Origin of the sequence: Streptacidiphilus sp. P02-A3a (assembly GCF_014084105.1) — a bacterium.
Taxonomy (GTDB): Bacteria; Actinomycetota; Actinomycetes; order Streptomycetales; family Streptomycetaceae; genus Streptacidiphilus.
The window spans coordinates 7,243,106-7,263,007 of record NZ_CP048289.1; the positions used below are offsets into that span (position 1 = coordinate 7,243,106).

22 protein-coding genes and 1 tRNA gene are annotated in these 19,902 nt (G+C 73.9%); 11 read left to right on the forward strand and 12 right to left on the reverse strand.

Going from position 1 to position 19,902, the window contains the following annotated elements; genetic code table 11:
- Nucleotides 1-73 precede the first annotated feature (73 nt).
- The 3 genes from fabI to GXP74_RS30360 form a co-directional block, all read right to left on the reverse strand.
- Nucleotides 74-841 carry an enoyl-ACP reductase FabI gene (fabI, locus tag GXP74_RS30350; RefSeq protein ID WP_182454411.1) on the reverse strand — a complete coding sequence of 256 codons (768 nt, stop codon included), beginning with the start codon at nucleotides 839-841 and terminating at the stop codon, nucleotides 74-76.
- Nucleotides 842-846: 5 nt separating this feature from the next.
- Complete coding sequence (gene fabG / locus GXP74_RS30355; RefSeq protein WP_182454412.1) at nucleotides 847-1,551, reverse strand: 3-oxoacyl-[acyl-carrier-protein] reductase; 705 nt, start codon at nucleotides 1,549-1,551, stop codon at nucleotides 847-849.
- A 321-nt stretch (nucleotides 1,552-1,872) separates the two neighbouring features.
- A tRNA-Met gene (locus GXP74_RS30360) sits at nucleotides 1,873-1,946 on the reverse strand.
- Between the two features lie 190 nt (nucleotides 1,947-2,136).
- Between GXP74_RS30360 and GXP74_RS30365 the strand changes: the two genes are divergently transcribed.
- The 4 genes from GXP74_RS30365 (at nucleotide 2,137) to GXP74_RS30380 (ending at nucleotide 6,137) form a co-directional block, all read left to right on the forward strand.
- A complete protein-coding gene (locus GXP74_RS30365; protein ID WP_182454413.1) occupies nucleotides 2,137-3,669 on the forward strand; it encodes a TldD/PmbA family protein in 1,533 nt (510 codons plus the stop codon).
- Nucleotides 3,669-5,117, forward strand: coding sequence for a metallopeptidase TldD-related protein (locus GXP74_RS30370; protein WP_182454414.1), 1,449 nt, complete (start codon nucleotides 3,669-3,671; stop codon nucleotides 5,115-5,117). The genes GXP74_RS30365 and GXP74_RS30370 overlap by 1 nt, the downstream gene beginning before the upstream one ends.
- Nucleotides 5,118-5,235: 118 nt before the next feature.
- Nucleotides 5,236-5,616: a DUF3099 domain-containing protein gene (locus tag GXP74_RS30375; protein ID WP_182454415.1), complete on the forward strand. Its 381-nt coding sequence runs from the start codon at nucleotides 5,236-5,238 to the stop codon at nucleotides 5,614-5,616.
- A 305-nt stretch (nucleotides 5,617-5,921) separates the two neighbouring features.
- Nucleotides 5,922-6,137: a hypothetical protein gene (locus tag GXP74_RS30380; RefSeq protein ID WP_182454416.1), complete on the forward strand. Its 216-nt coding sequence runs from the start codon at nucleotides 5,922-5,924 to the stop codon at nucleotides 6,135-6,137.
- A 16-nt stretch (nucleotides 6,138-6,153) separates the two neighbouring features.
- On the opposite strand, the gene moaA is transcribed toward GXP74_RS30380, so the two are convergent.
- Complete coding sequence (moaA, locus tag GXP74_RS30385; RefSeq protein ID WP_182454417.1) at nucleotides 6,154-7,161, reverse strand: GTP 3',8-cyclase MoaA; 1,008 nt, start codon at nucleotides 7,159-7,161, stop codon at nucleotides 6,154-6,156.
- Nucleotides 7,162-7,353: 192 nt separating this feature from the next.
- Between moaA and GXP74_RS30390 the strand changes: the two genes are divergently transcribed.
- The 3 genes from GXP74_RS30390 to GXP74_RS30400 all read left to right on the forward strand — a co-directional run bounded on the left by GXP74_RS30390 (nucleotide 7,354) and on the right by GXP74_RS30400 (nucleotide 10,123).
- Nucleotides 7,354-7,539: a hypothetical protein gene (locus GXP74_RS30390; protein WP_182454418.1), complete on the forward strand. Its 186-nt coding sequence runs from the start codon at nucleotides 7,354-7,356 to the stop codon at nucleotides 7,537-7,539.
- A 134-nt stretch (nucleotides 7,540-7,673) separates the two neighbouring features.
- Nucleotides 7,674-8,948, forward strand: a complete 1,275-nt coding sequence (locus GXP74_RS30395) for a CaiB/BaiF CoA-transferase family protein (protein ID WP_182454419.1) — start codon at nucleotides 7,674-7,676, stop codon at nucleotides 8,946-8,948.
- Nucleotides 8,945-10,123: an acyl-CoA dehydrogenase family protein gene (locus GXP74_RS30400; RefSeq protein WP_182454421.1), complete on the forward strand. Its 1,179-nt coding sequence runs from the start codon at nucleotides 8,945-8,947 to the stop codon at nucleotides 10,121-10,123. Before GXP74_RS30395 ends, GXP74_RS30400 begins: the two co-directional genes overlap by 4 nt.
- A 46-nt stretch (nucleotides 10,124-10,169) precedes the next feature.
- Here GXP74_RS30400 and GXP74_RS30405 read toward each other — a convergent pair whose 3' ends face one another.
- Nucleotides 10,170-11,213 carry a zinc-dependent alcohol dehydrogenase family protein gene (locus tag GXP74_RS30405; RefSeq protein ID WP_182454422.1) on the reverse strand — a complete coding sequence of 348 codons (1,044 nt, stop codon included), beginning with the start codon at nucleotides 11,211-11,213 and terminating at the stop codon, nucleotides 10,170-10,172.
- A 147-nt stretch (nucleotides 11,214-11,360) separates the two neighbouring features.
- Between GXP74_RS30405 and GXP74_RS30410 the strand changes: the two genes are divergently transcribed.
- The 3 genes from GXP74_RS30410 (at nucleotide 11,361) to GXP74_RS30420 (ending at nucleotide 15,243) form a co-directional block, all read left to right on the forward strand.
- Nucleotides 11,361-12,326: a DEDDh family exonuclease gene (locus tag GXP74_RS30410; RefSeq protein WP_182454424.1), complete on the forward strand. Its 966-nt coding sequence runs from the start codon at nucleotides 11,361-11,363 to the stop codon at nucleotides 12,324-12,326.
- 98 nt (nucleotides 12,327-12,424) lie between these two features.
- Nucleotides 12,425-13,405 (forward strand): SURF1 family protein, encoded by a 981-nt coding sequence (locus GXP74_RS30415; protein ID WP_182454426.1) that lies wholly within the window; start codon nucleotides 12,425-12,427, stop codon nucleotides 13,403-13,405.
- Between the two features lie 56 nt (nucleotides 13,406-13,461).
- Nucleotides 13,462-15,243, forward strand: a complete 1,782-nt coding sequence (locus tag GXP74_RS30420) for a glycoside hydrolase family 15 protein (protein ID WP_182454428.1) — start codon at nucleotides 13,462-13,464, stop codon at nucleotides 15,241-15,243.
- A 37-nt stretch (nucleotides 15,244-15,280) separates the two neighbouring features.
- Here GXP74_RS30420 and GXP74_RS30425 read toward each other — a convergent pair whose 3' ends face one another.
- From GXP74_RS30425 to GXP74_RS30445, 5 genes are read right to left on the reverse strand one after another with little or no spacing between them, the layout of a single operon-like run.
- Complete coding sequence (locus GXP74_RS30425) at nucleotides 15,281-15,901, reverse strand: alkaline shock response membrane anchor protein AmaP (RefSeq protein WP_182454430.1); 621 nt, start codon at nucleotides 15,899-15,901, stop codon at nucleotides 15,281-15,283.
- Nucleotides 15,902-15,917: 16 nt separating this feature from the next.
- On the reverse strand, nucleotides 15,918-16,526 hold the full coding sequence (locus GXP74_RS30430) for a DUF6286 domain-containing protein (RefSeq protein WP_182454432.1): 609 nt from the start codon (nucleotides 16,524-16,526) through the stop codon (nucleotides 15,918-15,920).
- The gene (locus GXP74_RS30435; RefSeq protein ID WP_182454433.1) at nucleotides 16,523-16,879 is read right to left on the reverse strand and encodes a hypothetical protein; all 357 of its coding nucleotides are present in this window, start codon (nucleotides 16,877-16,879) and stop codon (nucleotides 16,523-16,525) included. The genes GXP74_RS30430 and GXP74_RS30435 overlap by 4 nt, the downstream gene beginning before the upstream one ends.
- Nucleotides 16,876-17,055: a hypothetical protein gene (locus GXP74_RS30440; protein ID WP_182454435.1), complete on the reverse strand. Its 180-nt coding sequence runs from the start codon at nucleotides 17,053-17,055 to the stop codon at nucleotides 16,876-16,878. The genes GXP74_RS30435 and GXP74_RS30440 overlap by 4 nt, the downstream gene beginning before the upstream one ends.
- Entirely contained in the window at nucleotides 17,055-17,495 is a 441-nt protein-coding gene (locus GXP74_RS30445; protein WP_182454437.1) for an Asp23/Gls24 family envelope stress response protein, read from the reverse strand. The genes GXP74_RS30440 and GXP74_RS30445 overlap by 1 nt, the downstream gene beginning before the upstream one ends.
- A 233-nt stretch (nucleotides 17,496-17,728) precedes the next feature.
- On the opposite strand from GXP74_RS30445, the gene GXP74_RS30450 reads away from it, so the two are divergent.
- Nucleotides 17,729-18,640 (forward strand): LysR family transcriptional regulator, encoded by a 912-nt coding sequence (locus GXP74_RS30450; RefSeq protein WP_182454438.1) that lies wholly within the window; start codon nucleotides 17,729-17,731, stop codon nucleotides 18,638-18,640.
- Between the two features lie 50 nt (nucleotides 18,641-18,690).
- Here the strand turns inward: GXP74_RS30450 and GXP74_RS30455 are convergent, their stop codons facing one another.
- Nucleotides 18,691-19,506, reverse strand: coding sequence for an enoyl-CoA hydratase/isomerase family protein (locus tag GXP74_RS30455; RefSeq protein WP_225448309.1), 816 nt, complete (start codon nucleotides 19,504-19,506; stop codon nucleotides 18,691-18,693).
- 149 nt (nucleotides 19,507-19,655) lie between these two features.
- A complete protein-coding gene (locus GXP74_RS30460) occupies nucleotides 19,656-19,889 on the reverse strand; it encodes a helix-turn-helix domain-containing protein (RefSeq protein WP_182454441.1) in 234 nt (77 codons plus the stop codon).
- Nucleotides 19,890-19,902 lie beyond the last annotated feature (13 nt).

Here is a 19,902-nt window from a genome sequence, read left to right on the forward strand (position 1 = left end):
AGGCCCGCACCCCCGCCCGGAGACGGCGGGGGTGCGGGCCTCGACCCGGCCGGGCGCGGCTCGGGCGCGGCGGTCAGGCGCCGATCGCGTGCAGGCCGCCGTCGACGTGGACGATCTCGCCGGTGGTCTTCGGGAACCAGTCGGAGAGCAGCGCCACCACGCCCCGCCCGGCGGGCTCGGGGTCGGTGACGTCCCAGCTCAGCGGGGCGCGGACGTTCCAGGTGTCGGCCAGCGTCTCGAAGCCGGGGATGGACTTGGCCGCCATCGACTTGATCGGACCGGCGGAGACCAGGTTGCAGCGCACGTTCTGCGCGCCCAGGTCACGGGCCAGGTAGCGGGAGGTGGCCTCCAGCGCGGCCTTGGCCGGGCCCATCCAGTCGTACTGCGGCCAGGCGATGGTCGCGTCGAAGGTGAGGCCGACCACCGAGCCGCCCTCCTCCATCAGCGGCAGGCAGGCCATGGTCAGCGACTTCAGCGAGAAGGCCGAGACGTGCACGGCGGTCGCCACCGACTCCCACGGGGTGTTCAGGAAGTTGCCGCCCAGGGCGTCCTGCGGCGCGAAGCCGATGGAGTGGACCACCCCGTCCAGGCCGCCGAGCTCCTTGCGGATGAGCTCGGCCAGCCCGTCCAGGTGCTCCTGGTTGGTGACGTCCAGCTCAAGCACCTTGGCGGGCTTGGGGAGCTTCTTGGCGATGCGCTCGGTCAGGGAGGGGCGCGGGAAGGCGCTGAGCACGATCTCCGCGCCCTGCTCCTGCGCCAGCTTCGCGACCTGGAACGCGATGGACGACTCCATCAGCACCCCAGTGACCAGGATGCGCTTACCCTCAAGGATTCCACTCATGATGGTCAGTGACCCATGCCCAATCCGCCGTCGACGGGAATGACGGCTCCGGTGATGTATGCGGCCTCGTCGGAGGAGAGGAAGCGCACGGTGGACGCGATCTCGGCGGGCGCCGCGTAGCGGCCCAGGGGCACGCCCGCGACGATGTCGGCCCGGCGCTCGTCGCTGAGCACCGCGGTCATGTCGGTGTCGACGAAGCCGGGGGCGACCACGTTGACGGTGATGTTGCGCGGGCCGAGCTCGCGCGCCAGCGATCGGGCGAAGCCCACCAGTCCGGCCTTGGAGGCGGCGTAGTTCGCCTGCCCGGGCGAGCCGGTCAGGCCGACCACCGAGGAGATCAGCACGACCCGGCCCTTACGGGCCCGCATCATCGCCTTGGAGGCGCGCTTGACCACCCGGAACGAGCCGGTGAGGTTGGTGTCGAGGACCGAGGTGAAGTCCTCCTCGGACATCCGCAGCAGCAGCGTGTCCTTGGTGACCCCGGCGTTGGCGACCAGCACCTCGACCGGTCCGTGCTCCGCCTCGACCTCCTTGAAGGCCCGCTCCACCTGCTCCGGGTCGGTGATGTCGCACCGGACCCCGAACAGCCCCTCCGGCGGTTCGCCGGAGCGGTAGGTGACGGCGACCTTGTCACCGGCCTCCGCGAAGGCCCGGGCGATGGCGAGGCCGATGCCCCGGTTGCCTCCGGTGACGAGAACCGAGCGACTCAACGGTCTACCTCTCTCTACTGGACGACTGGCTGGTGGGAGCGGCGCCGCAGATGGGTGCCACCTGCACACGCATGGCGACGCTATCCGGATTCGCTCGGCGGCGGCTAATCCGCTGCCGACAGCGACACCGACCCTGAACTGTGGGCTTCCCACAGTGCCGAAAACCGCCCGATCAACGGAGCCGCAGGTCCCGGAGGTGGGCGGATCAACCCCACTCTTCGGTTGCCACAGACAGCACTCACGGGCACGACCCGCGGACGCGAACCCGCACATGAAGAAGGGCCCGGCGCAGAATCTGCGCCGGGCCCTTCGACCTACGAGTAGCGGGGACAGGATTTGAACCTGCGACCTCTGGGTTATGAGCCCAGCGAGCTACCGAGCTGCTCCACCCCGCGTCGTTGTGTCCACACCGTACCCCGGCCGCGCCACGGAAAGCGAATCGCTTGCCGTGGCGCCACCGCCGACCCGCCCGGCGGCGCGGCGGAACGCCGTCAAACGCCGTGCGCGGCCCCTGCCGAACAAGGCAGGATGCGAAACGGCACCCGTACCCGGGACCGCCCGCACCCGTCCCCCCGGAGGAGTTCGATGCCGGACACACCCTCGTCCCTCGATCCCGCGTTCCAGGCGCTGCCGTTGCGCGCGCTGGCCGACGCCGCCCTGTCCCGCGCCCGCGCGCTCGGCGCCGGGCACGCCGACTTCCGGCTGGAGCGGGTCCGCAGCGCCTCCTGGCTGCTGCGCGACGCCCGCCCCTCCGGCAGCTCCGACACCCTGCAGCTCGGCTACGCCGTCCGGGTCGTCCTCGGCGGGGCCTGGGGCTTCGCCGCCGGGGTGGACCTGACGCCGGAGGCCGCCGCCCGGGTCGCCGAGCAGGCGGTCGCGGTGGCCAGGATCAGCGCCGGGATCAGCGCCGCCTCGGGCACCGAGGACCTGGTCGAGCTCGCCGACGAGCCGGTCTACGGGGACGTCAGCTGGGTGTCCGCGTACCAGGTCAACCCGTTCGAGGTGGCCGACGCCGAGAAGACCGCGCTGCTGGCCGACTGGAGCTCGCGGCTGCTGGCGGCCGACGGGGTGTCCCATGTCACCGCCACCCTGCTGACGGTCCAGGAGAACAAGTTCTACGCCGACACCGCCGGCACGATGACCACCCAGCAGCGGATCCGGCTGCACCCGGTGCTGGAGGCCGTCTCGGTCGACGAGCGGACCGGCGCGTTCGACTCGATGCGCACCCTGGCCGCCCCGGCCGGACGCGGCTGGGAGTACCTGACCGGGACCGGCTGGGACTGGGACGCCGAACTCGCCGAACTGCCGGTGCTGCTCGCCGAGAAGATGAAGGCCCCCAGCGTCCAGGCCGGGCGCTACGACCTGGTGATCGACCCGACCAACCTGTGGCTGACCATCCACGAGTCCATCGGCCACGCCACCGAACTCGACCGCGCGCTCGGCTACGAGGCCGCCTACGCCGGGACCTCCTTCGCGACCTTCGACAAGCTGGGCAGCCTGCGCTACGGCTCCGACGTGATGCACGTCACCGGCGACCGGACGGTCGAGCACGGCCTGTCCACCATCGGCTACGACGACGAGGGCGTGCGCACCCAGTCCTGGGACCTGATCAAGGACGGCACCCTGGTCGGCTACCAGCTGGACCGGCGGATGGCCAAGTTGAAGGGCCTGGGCCGGTCCAACGGCTGCGCCTTCGCCGACTCCCCGGCGCACGTCCCGGTGCAGCGGATGGCCAACGTCTCGCTGCAACCCGCCGCCGACGGCCCGGACACCGCCGGGCTGATCGCGGGCGTCGAGAACGGCATCTACATCCTCGGGGACCGCTCCTGGTCGATCGACATGCAGCGGTACAACTTCCAGTTCACCGGGCAGCGCTTCTTCGCCATCAGGAACGGCCGCCTCGCCGGGCAGCTCAAGGACGTCGCCTACCAGGCCACCACCACCGACTTCTGGGGTTCGATGGAGGCCGTCGGCGGCCCGCAGACGTACCACCTCGGCGGGGCCTTCAACTGCGGCAAGGCGCAGCCCGGTCAGGTCGCGGCGGTCTCGCACGGCTGCCCTTCGGCCCTGTTCCGCTCCGTCAACGTGCTCAACACCCAGCAGGAGGCCGGTCACTGATGTCCGATCAGATCCTTCGGGCGGCAGCCCCCCACGAGATCGTCGAGCGGGCGCTCGCGCTGTCCCGCACCGACGGCTGCGTCGTCATCGCCGACGAGGAGTCCACCGCCAACCTGCGCTGGGCCGGGAACGCACTGACCACCAACGGTGTCACCCGGGGCCGGACGCTCACCGTCATCGCCACGGTGGACGGCCGCGAGGGCACCGCCGCCGGGGTCGTCTCGCGCGAGGCGGTGACCGTCGACGAGCTGGAGTCGCTGGTCCGGGCGGCCGAGGCGGTGGCCCGGACGGCCGGTCCGGCCGAGGACGCGCAGCCGCTGGTCCAGCCGTCCGGCGCGCCCTCGGCGGACTTCACCGCCGAGCCCGGCGAGACCGGCATCGAGGTCTTCGCCGACTTCGCGCCCGCCCTCGGCGAGGCCTTCGCCCGGGCCGGGAAGAGCGGTCGGCTGCTCTACGGCTTCGCCAACCACATGGTCACCTCGACCTACCTGGGCAGCAGCACCGGCCTGCGGCTGCGGCACGACCAGCCCACCGGCACGCTGGAGCTCAACGCCAAGACCAGCGACCTGACCGGCTCCGCCTGGGCCGGGGCGGCCACCCGCGACTTCACCGACGTCGACCCCGGCGCGCTGGAGGAGCAGCTGGCCCGGCGGCTCGGCTGGGGCGAGCGCCGGATCGACCTGCCGGCCGGGCGCTACGAGGCGCTGCTGCCGCCGTCGGCGCTGGCCGACCTGATGATCTACCTGAGCTGGTCCTCCGGCGGCCGGGACGCGGCCGAGGGGCGCACCGTCTTCTCCAAGAAGGGAGGCGCGTCGCAGGGCGGCGGGGAGCGGGCGGGAAGCACCCGGATCGGCGAGCGGCTCTCGCGGCTGCCGCTGCGGCTGCACAGCGACCCGGCGTACCCGGGCCTGGAGGCCGCGCCGTTCGCGGTCACCCACGCCTCCGGCGGGGACTCCTCGGTCTTCGACAACGGCCTGCCGCTGGCGCCGACCGACTGGGTGCGCGACGGCGAGCTGGCGAACCTGCTGACCACCCGCCACTCGGCCGCGCTGACCGGCCTGGACGTCCGCCCCGCGATCGACAACCTGGTGCTGGACGCGCACGGTCCGGACGGCGGCGGCGACTCGCTGGAGGACCTGGTCGCCAGGACCGAGCGCGGACTGCTGCTCACCTGCCTGTGGTACATCCGCGAGGTGGACCCGGCGACGCTGCTGCTCACCGGGCTCACCCGGGACGGTGTCTACCTGGTCGAGGACGGCGAGGTGAAGGGGGCGGTGAACAACTTCCGCTTCAACGAGTCGCCGGTGGACCTGCTGGGCCGGATCACCGAGGCCGGTCGGACCGAGCGCTGCCTGCCGCGCGAGTGGGGCGACTACTTCACCCGCGCCGCGATGCCGCCGGTGCGGGTGGCCGACTTCAACATGAGCTCGGTCAGCCAGGCCTCCTGACACCCCCGGGGGTGCGGGAGCGCCGCTGGGGCGCCTGGTGCGCGCCGGGGAGGAATCCCCCCGCGAAACCAGGTGCCCCGGCCTCGTGACGGCGGATCCGGCGGCGTACGGTGACCGCATGGGGAAGTTCCTGGGCTTGAGCAGCAAGATCGGCGGCAAGGGCGGTGCGCCCGGGGTCGTCCGGATCACCGGCGCGCGGTCGAGCCTGACCGAGGACGTCCGCGGACGCCAGCGCCGCTACATGTTCGCGATGGCGGTGCGCACGCTGTGCGTGGTGCTGGCGATCGTGCTCTGGCAGGAGTCCCGGATCCTGGCGATCATCGCGCTGGTCGGCGGGACGCTGATCCCGTACCTCGCGGTGGTGTACGCGAACGCGGGCCGCGAGAACGCCCCCGACCTGCCGGACACCTTCGTCGGCTACCAGCCCCCGCCGATGCTCGGCCCGGGCACCGGCGTCCCCGGCCAGGCCACGCCGTCGGCCCCCACCCAGCCCGGCTGAGGCCACCTCGGCGGGGCCTTGCCGGAACCTTAAGAAAAGCTCAAGCAGATTCCCGTCATTCACCGGTTCCAAACCCCCGACCGCGTGCAATACTGCCTACGCGCGCCCCGCATCCCCCGTCGGGGCGACGGACCGACGCCGGGCAGCTCCCCCCGTGGCTGCCCGGTGTCACCGCTCACAGGCCCTGTTCCGCCGCTGACGACTCGCGGTGATCATGAACACGCAAGGTCCCGGGGTTGCCTCCGGATGACCGCCAGATGGCCCCGCTGTGCGGGGCGGGGGCGGCGGGCAGCGATACTTCACCCATGAGCACCGAGATCCCGCACTGTTCCGCCAAGGGTTGCCGTCAGCTCGCCATATGGGTCCTGGCTTGGAACAACCCCAAGCTGCACACCCCCGAACGCCGCAAGACCTGGCTGGCCTGCGAGGAGCACCGCGAGTACCTGTCCGAGTTCCTCAACCTGCGCGGATTCCTGAAGGACACGGTGCCGCTGGCGCAGTGGCAGGCCGCGGACCACTGAGCCGGCGGCGGCGGGGTCAGCCGCCGATGGCGGACATCGGCCGTTCCGGCTGGGCGAAGTCCGGTGCGTCTATCGCGCCCCCGGCCTTCTTGCCCCACATCGCGGTACGCCACAGTGCCGCGATCGCCTCGTCGTCGGCGCCCGAGCGCAGGGCGGCGCGCAGGTCGGTCTCGGTGGTGGCGAAGAGGCAGTCGCGGATCTGGCCGTCGGCGGTGAGCCTGGTCCGGTCGCAGGCCCGGCAGAAGGGCCGGGTGACGCTGGCGATCACGCCGACCCGGGCGGGGCGGCCGTCCGGCGTGGTGCGGCCGGCGACCAGCCAGCGCTCGGCGGGCGCGGCCCCGCGCCCCGCCAGGGGCTCGGGGACCAGCTCGAAGCGTCGGCCGAGCCGGGTCAGGATCTCCTCGGCGGTGACCATGTCGGCCCGCTGCCAGCCGTGCTGCGCGTCCAGCGGCATCTGCTCGATGAAGCGCAGCTCGTAGCCCTGTTCCAGGCACCAGTCGAGCAGGTCGGCGGCCTCGTGGTCGTTGACGCCGCGCATCAGCACGGTGTTGATCTTCACCGGCCGCAGCCCGGCCGCCTCGGCGGCGGCCAGCCCGGCCAGCACCTCCGGCAGCCGGTCGCGGCGGGTCAGTGTGTGGAAGGTCTCCCGGTCGAGGGTGTCCATCGAGACGTTCACCCGGTCGAGCCCGGCCTCGCGCAGCGCGGCGGCGGTGCGGGCCAGGCCCAGGCCGTTGGTGGTCACCGAGAGTTCCGGGCGCGGCTCCAGCGCGGCGCAGGCCGCCACGATGCCGACCAGGCCGGGCCTGATCAGCGGCTCGCCGCCGGTGAAGCGGACCTCGGTGACGCCCAGCCGGGTGACCGCGATCCGCACCAGCCGGACGACCTCCTGGTCGTCCAGCAGGTCGTGCCGGGGGAGCCAGTTCAGGCCCTGCTCCGGCATGCAGTAAGTGCAGCGCAGATTGCAGCGGTCGGTCAGCGACACGCGCAGATCGACTGCGCGGCGCCCGAACGTGTCGATCAGCACGGTATCCACTTCCCCTGGTCTCCCCCCAGCTTAGGGGTTCCACCGGTGTCGGCCGGATGATCGGTCGGGCGGCGGTCCCGGCACCGGAGCGGACCCGGGTCGGACCGCTACCCCGGGGCGGGGACGGTCGTTCTCAGGGTGCGGCCCTTCCCGTCCGGCACTCCGACGACCGACACCTCCCAGGGGAATGACATGAGCGCATCACCAAGTGATCCGGGGCATCGCCCGGGAAGGCAGCCGTTCGGCGCGGTCAGGCTGCCGCACCCGGTCCCGCCCGCGCCCCGCCCGGCCCGGGCCCGGCGGCTGCCGGACCGGCATCCGGGGCCTTCGGTACCGCTGCCCGTGCTCAGCCTCGACGCCCTGCGCCAACCCCGCTGAGCCGGACCGCGGCCGCCGCCCGGCACCAGCTCCACGGCGTCCCGTACAGATGACGCATTTCACCGGCGAGGCCTATTCCACCGGTCTCGTGATCTTGGAAGTATGGGCAGCCCCGACGTAGTGGAGGCGACCCCGTGCCCGAGCCCGCAGCCGCGCCCCTGGCGGGCGTCCTGGTCGCCGACTTCAGCCGGGTCCTGGCCGGGCCGCTGGCCACCGCCACCCTGGCCGACCTCGGGGCGACCGTGGTCAAGGTGGAGCGCCCCGGCAGCGGCGACGACACCCGCGCCTGGGGCCCGCCCTTCGTCGACGGCACCGCCGCCTACTTCGACGCCGCCAACCGCTCCAAGCACGGCATCACGCTGGACCTGGCCGACCCGGCGGACGCGGTCGCCGCCCGCGAGCTGGCGCTGCGCGCCGACGTGCTGGTGGAGAACTTCCGCCCGGGCGCCCTCGCCCGGCACGGCCTGGACCACGCCGCGCTGCGCGCCGGGAACCCGGGACTGGTCTACTGCTCGATCACCGGCTTCGGCGGCGCCAGCCCGCTGCCCGGGTACGACTTCGTGGTGCAGGCCGTGGGCGGGCTGATGAGCATCACCGGCGAGGCGCAGGGCCCGCCCGCCAAGGTCGGCGTGGCGCTGGTGGACGTGCTCACCGCCAAGGACGCGGTCACCGCGATCCTCGCCGCGCTGCGCCACCGCGACCGCACCGGCGAGGGCCAGCTGGTCGAGGTGAACCTGCTCTCCAGCCTGCTCGGCTCCCTCGCCAACCAGGCCAGTGGCTACCTCGCCACCGGCCGCGCGCCGCAGGCCATGGGCAACCAGCACCCCAGCATCGCCCCGTACGAGACGCTGCGCTGCGGCGCCGACGGGACCGGCCTGCTCGCCGTGGCCTGCGGCAACGACGGCCAGTTCCGGGCCCTGGCCGGAGTCCTGGGCGAGCCCGGGCTGGCGGCCGACCCGCGCTTCGCGACCAACCCGGAGCGGGTGCGCAACCGTCCGGCGCTGATCGCGGCGCTGGAGCGGGCGCTGGCCGCCGACGACGCCAGGAGCTGGCAGCTGCGGCTGAGCGCGGTCGGCGTGCCCTGCGGCCCGGTCAACGACCTGGCCGGGGCCTTCGCCCTGGCCGACGAGCTGGGGCTGGGGCCGGTGGTCGACGTCGGCGACGGGCGGGTACCGCAGGTCCGCAGCCCGCTGCGGCTGTCGGCGACCCCGGTCCGGCCACCGGTCGCCCCGCCCCGGCTCGGCCAGCACAACGACACCGTCCGCGCCTGGCTGGCGGCCCCGCCCGGCCAGCCGCTCCCCGCGCCGACCGGCGGCACCGCCCCCGGCGCCGGCCCTGACACCGGCCCTGACACCGGCCCTGACACCGGCCCTGACACCACCGACTCCGAATGTGAGGCCACCGCATGAGCCGCCCCGCCCTCGACCCCCGCGACCCGCTCGGCCTGGACGACCTCTTCGACGCCGAGGAGCTCGCCGTCCGCGACACCGTCCGCGCCTGGTGCGACGACCGGGTGCAGCCGTACATCGCCGACTGGTACGAACGCGGCGAGCTGCCGCAGGTCCGCGAGCTGGCCCGGGAGCTGGGCGCGCTCGGCGCGCTCGGCATGCACCTGGAGGGCTACGGCTGCGCCGGGGCCAGCGCCGTCCAGTACGGCCTGGCCTGCCTGGAGCTGGAGGCCACCGACTCCGGCCTGCGGTCGCTGGTCTCGGTGCAGGGCTCGCTGGCGATGTACGCCATCCACCACTGGGGCTCCGAGGAGCAGCGGCAGCGCTGGCTGCCGGGCATGGCGGCGGGCGAGACCATCGGCTGCTTCGGGCTGACCGAGCCGGACCACGGCTCCGACCCGGCCTCGATGCGCACCCGCGCCAAGCGGGACGGCACCGACTGGGTGCTGGACGGCCGCAAGATGTGGATCACCAACGGCTCGGTGGCCGGGGTGGCCGTGGTCTGGGCGCAGACCGACGAGGCCGTCCGGGGCTTCGTCGTGCCCACCGACACCCCGGGCTTCTCGGCTCCGGAGATCAAGCACAAGGCCTCGCTGCGCGCCTCGGTCACCAGCGAGCTGGTGCTGGACGGCGTGCGGCTGCCCGCCGACGCGGTCCTGCCCGAGGTGCGCGGCCTCAAGGGCCCGCTGTCCTGCCTGAACCAGGCCCGCTACGGCATCGTCTGGGGGGCGCTCGGCGCCGCCCGCTCCTGCCTGGAGGCCGCCCGCCAGTACAGCACCACCCGGGAGCAGTTCGGCCGCCCCATCGGCGGCTTCCAGCTGACCCAGGCCAAGCTCGCCGACATGTCGCTGGAACTCAACAAGGGCCTGCTGCTGGCGCTGCACCTGGGCCGCCGGATGGACACCGGGACGCTGCGCCCGGAGCAGGTCAGCTACGGCAAGCTGAACAGCGTCCGCGAGGCGATCAGCATCGCCCGGACCGCGCGCACCATCCTCGGCGCCAACGGCATCAGCTTCGAGTACCCGGTGATGCGGCACGCCGCCAACCTGGAGAGCGTGCTGACCTACGAGGGCACCCCGGAGATGCACCAGCTGGTCATCGGTCAGACGCTGACCGGGCAGAGCGCCTTCCGCTGAGCCGCGCGGGGGCAGCCGTCCGGACGGCCGCCCCCGGGCCGGGGGCTCAGAAGGCGATCTTGACCTTCAGCGCGGTGCGCTCGTCCATCGCCCGGTAGCCGCCGGGGACGCCGTCCAGGCCGACCGTCGCGTCGAACACCGGCGAGGGGTCGATCGCCCCGGACAGCACGTCGGCCAGCAGCTCCGGGATGTAGGCGCGGGCCGGGGCGACACCGCCGCGCAGCGCCACGTTGCGGTCGAACATCTGGCCGACGTCCACCCCCGCGCTGCCGCCGTGCGGCACGCCGACGTAGCCGACGCCGCCGCCGTCCCGGGCGATGGAGATCGCGGTGCGCATCGACTCCTCGGTGCCCACCGCCTCCAGCACCGCGTGCGCGCCGACCCCGCCGGTCAGCTCGCGCACCGCCGCGACGGCCTCCTCGCCGCGCACCGCGACGATGTCGGTGGCGCCGAAGGTCCGGGCGATGGCGGTGCGGTCCGGGTGCCGGCCGAGCGCGATGATCCGCTCGGCGCCCAGGCGGCGGGCGGCCAGCACGCCGCACAGGCCGACCGCGCCGTCGCCGACAACGGCGACCGTGGACCCGGGCCGCACCCCGGCGGCCAGTGCCGCGTGGTGCCCGGTGGCCATCACGTCCGACAGCGCCAGCAGCGCGGTCAGCAGCCGGGGGTCACCGGCGGCGTCCCTGGGCAGCTGGACCAGGGTGCCGTCGGCGAACGGCACCCGGACCGCCTCGCCCTGGCCGCCGTCGGAGCCGGGGCTGCCCCAGAATCCGCCGTGCGGGCAGGAGGTCTGCAGGCCCTCGCGGCAGAACTCGCAGACGCCGTCGGACCAGACGAAGGGCGCCACCACCAGGTCACCGGGCCGGAACCCGCGCACCTCGGAGCCGACCGCCTCGACCACGCCCAGGAACTCGTGCCCGATCCGCTGCCCCGGCTGCCGCTCGGCGACGCCCCGGTAGGCCCACAGGTCACTGCCGCAGATGCAGGCGAGGACGGTGCGCACCACGGCGTCACCTGGCTCGCGGACGACCGGGTCGGGGACCTCCTCGACGCGTATGTCGTGGGGGCCTTGGATAACGGTGGCGCGCATGGAATCTCATCTCTCGGGACAAACGTCACCGGATACGACCATCCCCCGGTACACGTTATTCCGGATCCGCCGGCGCTCCCCGGCAGCTCACCCGTCCGGGTAGCGGGCGGCGGGCGCTGTCAGGGGCACACCGTATTCTGAGCGACCATGGAAACGAGCACGGAAGCGCGCGGCGCCGCGCACCCCTACCCGGCGGGTGGCTGGGCGGTCGTCGACGTCGAGACGACCGGCCTCGGCCGGACCGACCGGGTGGTGTCGGTCGGCGTCTACCGGCTCGATCCCGGGGGCGAGGTGCTGGACCACTGGTACACCCCGGTGAACCCGGGCCGCGATCCGGGGCCGGTCTGGATCCACGGCCTGACCAGCGAGTTGCTGGCGACCGCGCCGACCTTCGCGGAGATCGCCGAGGAGCTCTCGGAGCGGCTGGCGGGCCGGGTGCTGGTCGCCCACAACGCGCTGTTCGACTGGTCGATGATCTCCCGCGAGTACGCCCGGATGGGTTCCCGGGTCCCGGTGGAGCAGCGGCTGTGCACCATCGTGCTGGCCCGCGACCTGCGGCTGCCGCTGCCCAACCACCGGTTGGGCACCCTGGCCACGCACTTCGGGGTGGTCCCGCGACAGGCGCACCACGCCCTGGACGACGCCCGGGTGCTGGCCGAGGTGTTCCAGCCGAGCCTGCGGCTGGCGGTGCAGACGGGCGTGGCGCTGCCGCTGACGCCGTGCGTGCCGCCGACCGACCTGGGCGAGGACGACCAGGCGCCGTCCCGCCCGGCCTCCGGCGCGGGCTGGAGCCCGTACCGCCCGGCCCGGCGCAGGCCCGCCTGCCCCTACCCGAACCCGGGCCGCTGGCAGCCCGACTCCCCGCTGGTGCAGGGGATGCGGGTGGCGATCAGCGGCGACACCGCGACCGACCGGGAGCTGCTGGAGGACCGGCTGACCGAGGCCGGGCTGCATGTCGCCTCCTCGGTCAGCAGCCGCACCAGCCTGCTGGTCACCAACGAGCCCGGCGGCTGGACGACCAAGGCCCGCCGGGCCCGGCAGGTCGGTACGCCGGTGGTGGACGAGGCCGCGTTCCTGCAACTGCTGCGGGACGTGGTGCCGCAGCCGGAGTGACCCGCGCGGGCCGCCCCGGCGGGATCGGCCCGGATTGCCCGAAGACACGCGGGGACCCGCCGAAGGTGAGCAAATGGTGCAGAGGTACCGTCGGGGACGTGCTTCGCATCCTCCTGACCCGGCGCTGGGTGATCCTGACTCTGGTCTTCGCCATGCTGATCCCGGTCATGTACCTCCTGGGCATCTGGCAGTTCCACCGCTACCAGCAGACCAACCGCAGCGACGCGGCCACCGCGCAGAACCTGGCGGCGGCGCCGGTCCCGATCGACCGGATCTCGCGCCCCGGCGCGACCGTGCCGTACAGCGAGATGTACCGGCACGTCACCGCGACCGGGGTGTTCGACGTCCGGGACCAGTACGTGATCCGGAACCGGGAGGACAACTCCGGTGACAACGAGGGCTACTACCTGGTCACCCCGCTGATCCTGGCGAACGGCGACGCGGTGCTGATCGCCCGCGGCTGGGTGGCGCCCAACGGCGTCGACGCCGCCGCCTACCCGAGTGTCCCGGGGACGCCCACCGGCACGGTCACCGTCTTCGGCCGACTGGCCCCGGACGAGACCACCGCGGTCACCGGCATCCACAACAGCGGCGGGCTGCCGCCGCACCAGGCGATGCTGATCAACAGCACGCTGGAGAGCAGGATCCTGAACCGCCCGGTGGTGGCCGGGTACATCGCGCTGGTGTCCACCACCCCGCAGCTCAGCTCGGCCGACTCGGCGCAGGTGATCCCCGGTCCCAACGCCGCCTCCGCGTCCACCACCGACGACATGGCGGTGGTCGGCAAGGGCGTGCACCTGCCGTACGCGATCCAGTGGTGGCTGTTCGCGGCGATGGTCCCGGTGGGCTGGTTCTTCCTGTTCCGACGGGACGTCAGGGACCAGCGCGGCGAGGGCAGGCAGAAGGCCGAGCCGGTGCCGGTGAAGACCGTGGCCGAGTACATGGCCGAGCGGAAGGCCGCGCAGGCGGCAGCGGCGGCGGCGTCCGGCGCGGCGTCCGACGACCCGGCCGACGGCGCGGCCGAAAGCACCGCCGACACCACGACCCCGGCCGCCTCCGGCGTCGGCGCCAAGGAGTAGCGTCGGCCGGGATCCGCACCCGCCCGTGACCGACCCGCCTGGAAGGGACCCACTCCGTGCCCGGACGTATCGAGGACTACGCGCTCATCGGAGACCTGCAGACGGCGGCGCTGGTCGGCCGGGACGGCTCGGTGGACTGGCTCTGCCTGCCCCGGTTCGACTCCCCCAGCTGCTTCGCGGGGCTGCTCGGCGGTGACGAGCAGGGGCACTGGCGGCTCGCGCCGGAGGGGGCCGAGCTCTGCGACAGCCGCCGCTACCAGGGCGACAGCCTGGTGCTGGAGACGCTGTGGCAGACCCCGACGGGCACCGTCCGGGTGATCGACTTCATGCCGCAGCGCGACCGGACACCGGATCTGATCCGGATCGTCGAGGGGGTGTCCGGCAGCGTCCGGATGCGCGGGGAGCTGCGGCTGCGCTTCGACTACGCCCGGGTGGTGCCGTGGGTGCGGCGCACCGACCACCACCGGGTCGCGGTGGCCGGTCCGGACTCGGTGTGGCTGCGCAGCGATCCGCCGGTGCACACCTTCGGCGAGAAGCTGGCCACGGTCTCCGACTTCACCGTGACGGCCGGGGAGCGGGTCCGCTTCGTGCTCAGCTGGCTGCCCTCGCACCACACCATGCCGCCCCGGCAGGACCCGGAGCGCTCGCTGCGGGAGACCCTGGAGCAGTGGCAGCAGTGGGCGGACAGCTGCGACTACCGGGGCCCGTACCGGGAGTCGGTGATCCGGTCGCTGGTGATCCTGAAGGGCCTCACCTACGGGCCGACCGGCGGCATCGTGGCCGCCGCCACCGCCGCGCTGCCGGAGCAGATCGGCGGCGAACGCAACTGGGACTACCGCTTCTGCTGGCTGCGGGACTCCACGATGACCCTGTCCGCGCTGCTGGCCGGGGGCTTCCGGACCGAGGCGGCGGCCTGGCGCGGCTGGCTGCTGCGGGCCATCGCCGGTGACCCGGCCGACCTGCAGACCATGTACGGGGTGGCCGGGGAGCGCCGCCTGCCCGAGACCGTCGCCGACTGGCTGCCCGGCTACGAGGGTTCGGTGCCGGTGCGTTTCGGCAACGCCGCCGTGGACCAGCTCCAGCTGGACGTCTACGGCGAGGTGGTGGACACCCTGCACCTGGCGATGGTGTCCGGGATCCCGATGGAGCGCCATGTCTGGGCGATACTGCGCACCCTGATGGACTTCCTGGAGCAGCACTGGAGCGAGCCGGACGAGGGCCTGTGGGAGGTCCGCGGCGGGCGGCGGCACTTCGTCCACTCGAAGGTGATGAGCTGGGTGGCCTTCGACCGGGCGGTGAGGATGGCCGAGGCCTGCGGACTGCCCGCGCCGGTGGAGCGCTGGCGGGAGGTGCGCGACACCATCCACGCCGAGGTCTGCGAGAAGGGCTACGACCCGGCGGTGGGCGCGTTCACCCAGTACTACGGCGGCAAGGAGCTGGACGCCGCGACCCTGTTCGTGGTGAAGACCGGTTTCCTGCCGCCGGACGACCCCCGGGCGATCGGTACCGTCGAGGCGGTCCGCGACCAGCTGGACCGGGACGGCTTCATCCTCCGCTACTCCACCGGGCAGGCCGAGGACTCCCAGGTGGACGGCCTCCAGGGGGAGGAGGGCGCGTTCCTGGCCTGCTCGTTCTGGCTGGCCGACGCGCTGGTGGCGATCGGCCGCCGGGAGGAGGGGCGGCAGCTGTTCGAGCGGGTGGCCGGGATCGCCAACGACCTGGGGTTGATCTCCGAGGAGTGGGACCCGCGGGAGAACCGCCAGCTCGGCAACACCCCGCAGGCGTTCACCCATGTGGCGCTGGTGAACACCGCCTTCCGGCTGGCCGCGACCGGCTGAGCCGAGGAGCCGCCGGTCGGTACGGGGCGGCGGGGGTTCAGTCCACCCGGCCGGCGGGGCCGTTCTCGGCCCGGATCCTGACCTCCACCGGCAGCGCGGTCAGCCCGGTGCTGGCCCGGGCCCGGGCCACCGGGCCCTGGCCGAGCGAGCGCAGCGCCTCCGCCGCGCCGGTCCCCGGGGTGAGCCTGAGCGCCATCCCGGCCTTCGGCCGGGCGGCGTGGCCGAGCAGCCGCACCCGGGCGGCGGACACCCCGGGCAGCTGCGCGACGTCGGTGCCGACGGCCCTGGCCAGGGCGTTGCCCCGGACCAGGGTGCCGCTGCGGCGCCCGCGCGTCCGGTCCGCGAACGGGGACGGCACCGGCAGGTCCCCGGCCCGGCCCCGGCCCAGCTGCACCAGCAGCCACCACAGGGCGAGCAGCGCGGCGACCGCGAGCGAACCGAAGACCACCGGCCACCACCAGGAGCTGCCGCGCCAGCGGGTGCGCTCGGCGGGGCTCAGCACCGCCTGGTGCGGATCGGTCCACGGCCAGCCGTGCGGCAGGCCCAGGTGCCAGCGGGCGTCCAGGTTCAGCCCGCCGATCAGCGCCAGCGCGCCGCCGCCGAGCAGCAGGATCCCGGCCACGGCGAGCAGGGTGCGGTTCACCACGCTACGTGTCATCGGCAGCTTCCGACCCTCACCTTGATTGCCTCGACGGTCTGACCTTCACCTTGATCGCCAGCGGTCGGGCCAGGCCCATCCGGTCCCGCTCCGCCGACAGCTCGCGCAGCAGCGCCTCCCGGGCCGCCTGGTGGTCGCCGAAGCGGACGTCGGCCCGGATCGCGGCCCGGCGGCGGCCCACGCTGACCTTGGCGGCGCTGACCCCGGGGGTCTCCAGGGTGGCCCGGTGCAGCTGCGCGGCGACCGCCGCGCGGTCCAGCGCGGCCCGCAGGCCGCCGGTACCGGCGGGGGTCATCGGCAGCAGGGCGCGCAGCCCGGGGGTGAACGCGAGTACCAGCAGCCACAGGCCGAGCACGCAGCCGACCGCCGCCGAGGCGATCACCCAGGAGTTGTTCAGCGGGTGGTCGGCCAGCGCGTCGGTGATCCTGGTCCGCCAGCCGTGGGCGCTGTGCCCGGTGTGGATGTAGATCTCCTCGTAGAGGACCGCACCGGCCAGGAAGGCCGCGACCAGTCCGACCACGGCGGAGGCGTTGCGGCGGACCGACCAGAACCGGCGGGGCCGCTCGATCGGCGGTCCGGCCGCGGCCTCCGGCGCGGTCACCTCCGCCGGGGCGGGGGCGCTCACTCCAGGCCGCCGGGCTCGGGCGGCACCAGGCGTTCGACGACCAGCGACAGCGCCGGCTCGGCGGCCCCGGCCAGCTGCTCCAGCCGCCGGACCACCTGGTGGTGCACCGCGCCGGTGGCCGCCGCGATGTCCACCGGGTAGGGCAGGTCGATGCCGAGCCGCAGCCGCAGACCGCGCTTGCCCTGGTCGGCGGAGGCGCGCGGGAAGTCGAGCCGGTCGGGTTCGGGGGCGTGCTCGGCCAGCGCCTCGCTGGCGGCCTGGGCAGCGATCCGGGCCAGCGCCCGGTCGGCGATCCGCAGGCCGCCGCGCTCGGCGGCGGGGATGCGCGACGGGGGGAAGGGCGACGCCGTCAACGCTTCCGGTCCCTGGGCCGGATGAAGTCGCCGAACTCCAGGTCGCCCTCGATCAGTCGGCCGACCACGAAGCCGATCGCGCCCAGCGCCGCGACCAGCAGGAACGCCCCGAAGCCGCCGAAGTACCCGGCGAAGCCGAGGGCCATGCCGATCGCCAGGCAGAACGCGGGCAGCATCACTGGACCCTGCTCTCGGTCTCGTCCTCGTCCTGGTCGCTCGGCAGGTGGACGTCGTTGACGGAGATGTTGACCTCGACCACCTCCAGGCCGGTGGTCCGCTCGACCGCCTCGATCACATGGCGCCGGACCGAGGCGGCGACCTTGTGGATCGGTACGTCGTACTCGACGATCAGGTCGATGTCGAGGGCCGCCTGCTTCTCGCCGACCTCGCCCTTGACGCCCTTGCCGACGTTCGGCCGGGCACCCGGCACCCGCTCGCGGACGGCGCCGAAGCCGCGCGCGCCGCTGCCCAGCGCGTAGATGCCGTCGACCTCGCGGGCCGCCACCCCGGCGATCTTCTCGACCACGCTGACGGCGATGGTGGTGCGTCCCCGCTCCCCCGGCGGGGTGGCCTCGGGGCCGGGTTTCGGGGTGGTCGGCTTGGCGATGTCGGTCATCTGGACTCCCTCTGGACTCCCTGGTCGGGGGACCCCCTGGTCGGGCATTCCGGGCAAGTGACAGCAGATAACACCTAACCTGCCATATCACCCACACCCTAGGCCGGGCGGGCGGAGGCCGCCAAGGAAGCGCGCCGAACGGGCGAGCGGAGCGGGGCCGCGCCCCGGCTACAGTGCTGTCCGACCGGCCGCCGCCCTCGGCCCGGTACCCACGACCCCGCGGAAGGACCCCGATGCTGGACCTCGGCAGGCTGCGGGCGCTGCACGCGGTGGACGCCCACGGCTCGGTCGGCGCGGCGGCGGCCGCACTCGGCTACACCCCCTCCGCCGTCTCCCAGCAGATCGCCAAGCTGGAGCGGGAGACCGGCAGCCAGCTGCTGGAACGCCGCGGGCGCGGGGTCGCGCTGACCGACGCGGCGCGGCTGCTGGTGGTCACCGCGGAGAAGCTGCTCGGCATCGTCGAGCAGGCCGAGGTGGAACTGGAGGAGCGCCGGGGCCGCCCCACCGGCGTGCTGACCGTGGCCGCCTTCCCCACCGCCGCGCGCGGTCTGCTGCCGCCGGTCCTGGCCGCGCTGGCGGCCCGGCACCCGGACCTCGACCTGCGGATGTCGGAGCAGGACCCGCACCTGGCGCCGGGTCTGGTGGCCCGTGGAGCGGTCGACCTGGCGGTCGTGCACGACTGGGACATCGCACCGCTGACCCCGCCCGAGGGGCTGTCCCGGGCCCTGCTCGGCGAGGACCGCTGCGATCTGCTGCTGCCGCGTGAGCACCCGCTGGCCGCCCGCCCAGTACTGCTCCGCGCGGACGTCGCCGGGGAGCGCTGGATCGTCCAGCCGGTCGGCACGGTCTGCCACGACTGGCTGCTGCGGACGCTGCGGGCGGGCGGCACGGAACCGGACGTGGCCTACCAGGCGGCGGAGTTCGAGACCCAGGTGGCGCTGGTCGCGGCCGGTCTGGGGATCGCCCTGGTGCCCCGGCTGGGCCGGGGGCCGCTGCCGGAGCAGGTCGTCGTCCGACCGCTGGACCCGGCCCCGGTGCGCCGCCTGTTCGCGCTCTGGCGGACCGGGGCCTCGCGCCGCCCGGCGATCACCGAGGCGGTGCGGCTGCTCCGGCAGACCGGGACCGCGCGGCTGACCGCCTCCTGACGACCGCCCGACGGCTACGGCCGACGGCCGCGGCCGACGACCGCGGCCGACTACTCGCCGACGCCGGACAGGTCGCGCAGCCGACGGACCTGCGCCGCCCGCTCGGCGGCCTGCTGCTGCTCGTGGCTGCGCCCGGGCGCGCCCTGGAGCAGCGCCTTGGTCTCGATCAGCGCGTCCCGGGGGGCGGCCAGCAGCGCGGCGCCGAGGTCGGCGGCGGCGGCGTCCAGTTCGGTGCCCGGGACGACCAGGTTGGCCAGGCCGATCCGGTCGGCCTCCGCGGCCGTCACCCAGCGGCCGGTACCGCAGATCTCCAGCGCCCTGGCCGGGCCGACCAGGTCCACCAGCGGCTTGGTCCCGGCCAGGTCGGGGACCAGGCCGAGTGAGGTCTCGCGCATCGAGAACTGCACGTCCTCGGCGCAGACCCGCAGGTCACAGGCGAGTGCGAGCTGGAACCCGGCGCCCACGGCATGGCCCTGGACGGCCGCGACGGTGATCAGGTCGGGCCGCCGCCACCAGGTGAAGGCCTCCTGGAACCCGGCGATCTCGGCCTCGCCGTCACCGGTGGCGAGCTCCAGCAGGCTGCGCTCGCCGGGGATGCCCTCGGGCGAGAACATGGCCCGGTCCAGACCGGCGGAGAAGGACAGGCCCTCGGCGCGCAGGATCACCAGTCGGACGCTGCCGGGCAGCGACCGGCCGATGGCGGCCAGGGCGCGCCAGAGCGCGGGCGACTGGGCGTTGCGGCGCTCGGGACGGCACAGCGTCACGGTGGCGGTGGCGTCGGCGACGTGCAGCCGTACGCCGGTCCGCTCCCAGTCGGCCGGGTCGGCACCGGGGCCGGAGTGCGTGGTGCGGGCGGGAGTGGACACGGGGACCTCCAGCAGCATGGGGAACGAAGCTACTGAAGAGTAATACCCGTGACACGACGTTCGGCGGCCGGGTGGGAGCATGGCACAGTTGACTCCCCCAACCGCCGAAGCGCCGCAGCGCCCCTAGCTGATGGACCGCGACCGGGGGGTCAGGATCCGGCCGCCGTGGCAGCTTTGGACTTACCGCGCGTGGCGCCGCCGCGACCGCGAAGGGAAACCCCGGACTCGCTGAGCATGCGGTGGACGAAGCCGTAGGAACGGCCGGTCTCCTCCGCAAGTGCCCTGATGCTCGCACCGGAGTCGTACTTCCGCTTGAGCTCGGTCGCGAGCTTGTCCCGTGCGGCACCAGTCACCCGGCTGCCCTTTTTCAGAGTCTCGGCCACCCGTGCCTCCTCG

Bases quoted from the DNA above. Each gene is read 5' to 3' on its own strand.
- fabI (WP_182454411.1), bottom strand. From the start codon at position 841: ATGAGTGGAATCCTTGAGGGTAAGCGCATCCTGGTCACTGGGGTGCTG.
- GXP74_RS30365 (WP_182454413.1), top strand. From the start codon at position 2,137: ATGCCGGACACACCCTCGTCCCTCGATCCCGCGTTCCAGGCGCTGCCG.
- GXP74_RS30370 (WP_182454414.1), top strand. From the start codon at position 3,669: ATGTCCGATCAGATCCTTCGGGCGGCAGCCCCCCACGAGATCGTCGAG.
- GXP74_RS30375 (WP_182454415.1), top strand. From the start codon at position 5,236: ATGGGGAAGTTCCTGGGCTTGAGCAGCAAGATCGGCGGCAAGGGCGGT.
- GXP74_RS30380 (WP_182454416.1), top strand. From the start codon at position 5,922: ATGAGCACCGAGATCCCGCACTGTTCCGCCAAGGGTTGCCGTCAGCTC.
- GXP74_RS30390 (WP_182454418.1), top strand. From the start codon at position 7,354: ATGAGCGCATCACCAAGTGATCCGGGGCATCGCCCGGGAAGGCAGCCG.
- GXP74_RS30400 (WP_182454421.1), top strand. From the start codon at position 8,945: ATGAGCCGCCCCGCCCTCGACCCCCGCGACCCGCTCGGCCTGGACGAC.
- GXP74_RS30405 (WP_182454422.1), bottom strand. From the start codon at position 11,213: ATGCGCGCCACCGTTATCCAAGGCCCCCACGACATACGCGTCGAGGAG.
- GXP74_RS30410 (WP_182454424.1), top strand. From the start codon at position 11,361: ATGGAAACGAGCACGGAAGCGCGCGGCGCCGCGCACCCCTACCCGGCG.
- GXP74_RS30425 (WP_182454430.1), bottom strand. From the start codon at position 15,901: ATGACACGTAGCGTGGTGAACCGCACCCTGCTCGCCGTGGCCGGGATC.
- GXP74_RS30440 (WP_182454435.1), bottom strand. From the start codon at position 17,055: ATGCTGCCCGCGTTCTGCCTGGCGATCGGCATGGCCCTCGGCTTCGCC.
- GXP74_RS30445 (WP_182454437.1), bottom strand. From the start codon at position 17,495: ATGACCGACATCGCCAAGCCGACCACCCCGAAACCCGGCCCCGAGGCC.
- GXP74_RS30450 (WP_182454438.1), top strand. From the start codon at position 17,729: ATGCTGGACCTCGGCAGGCTGCGGGCGCTGCACGCGGTGGACGCCCAC.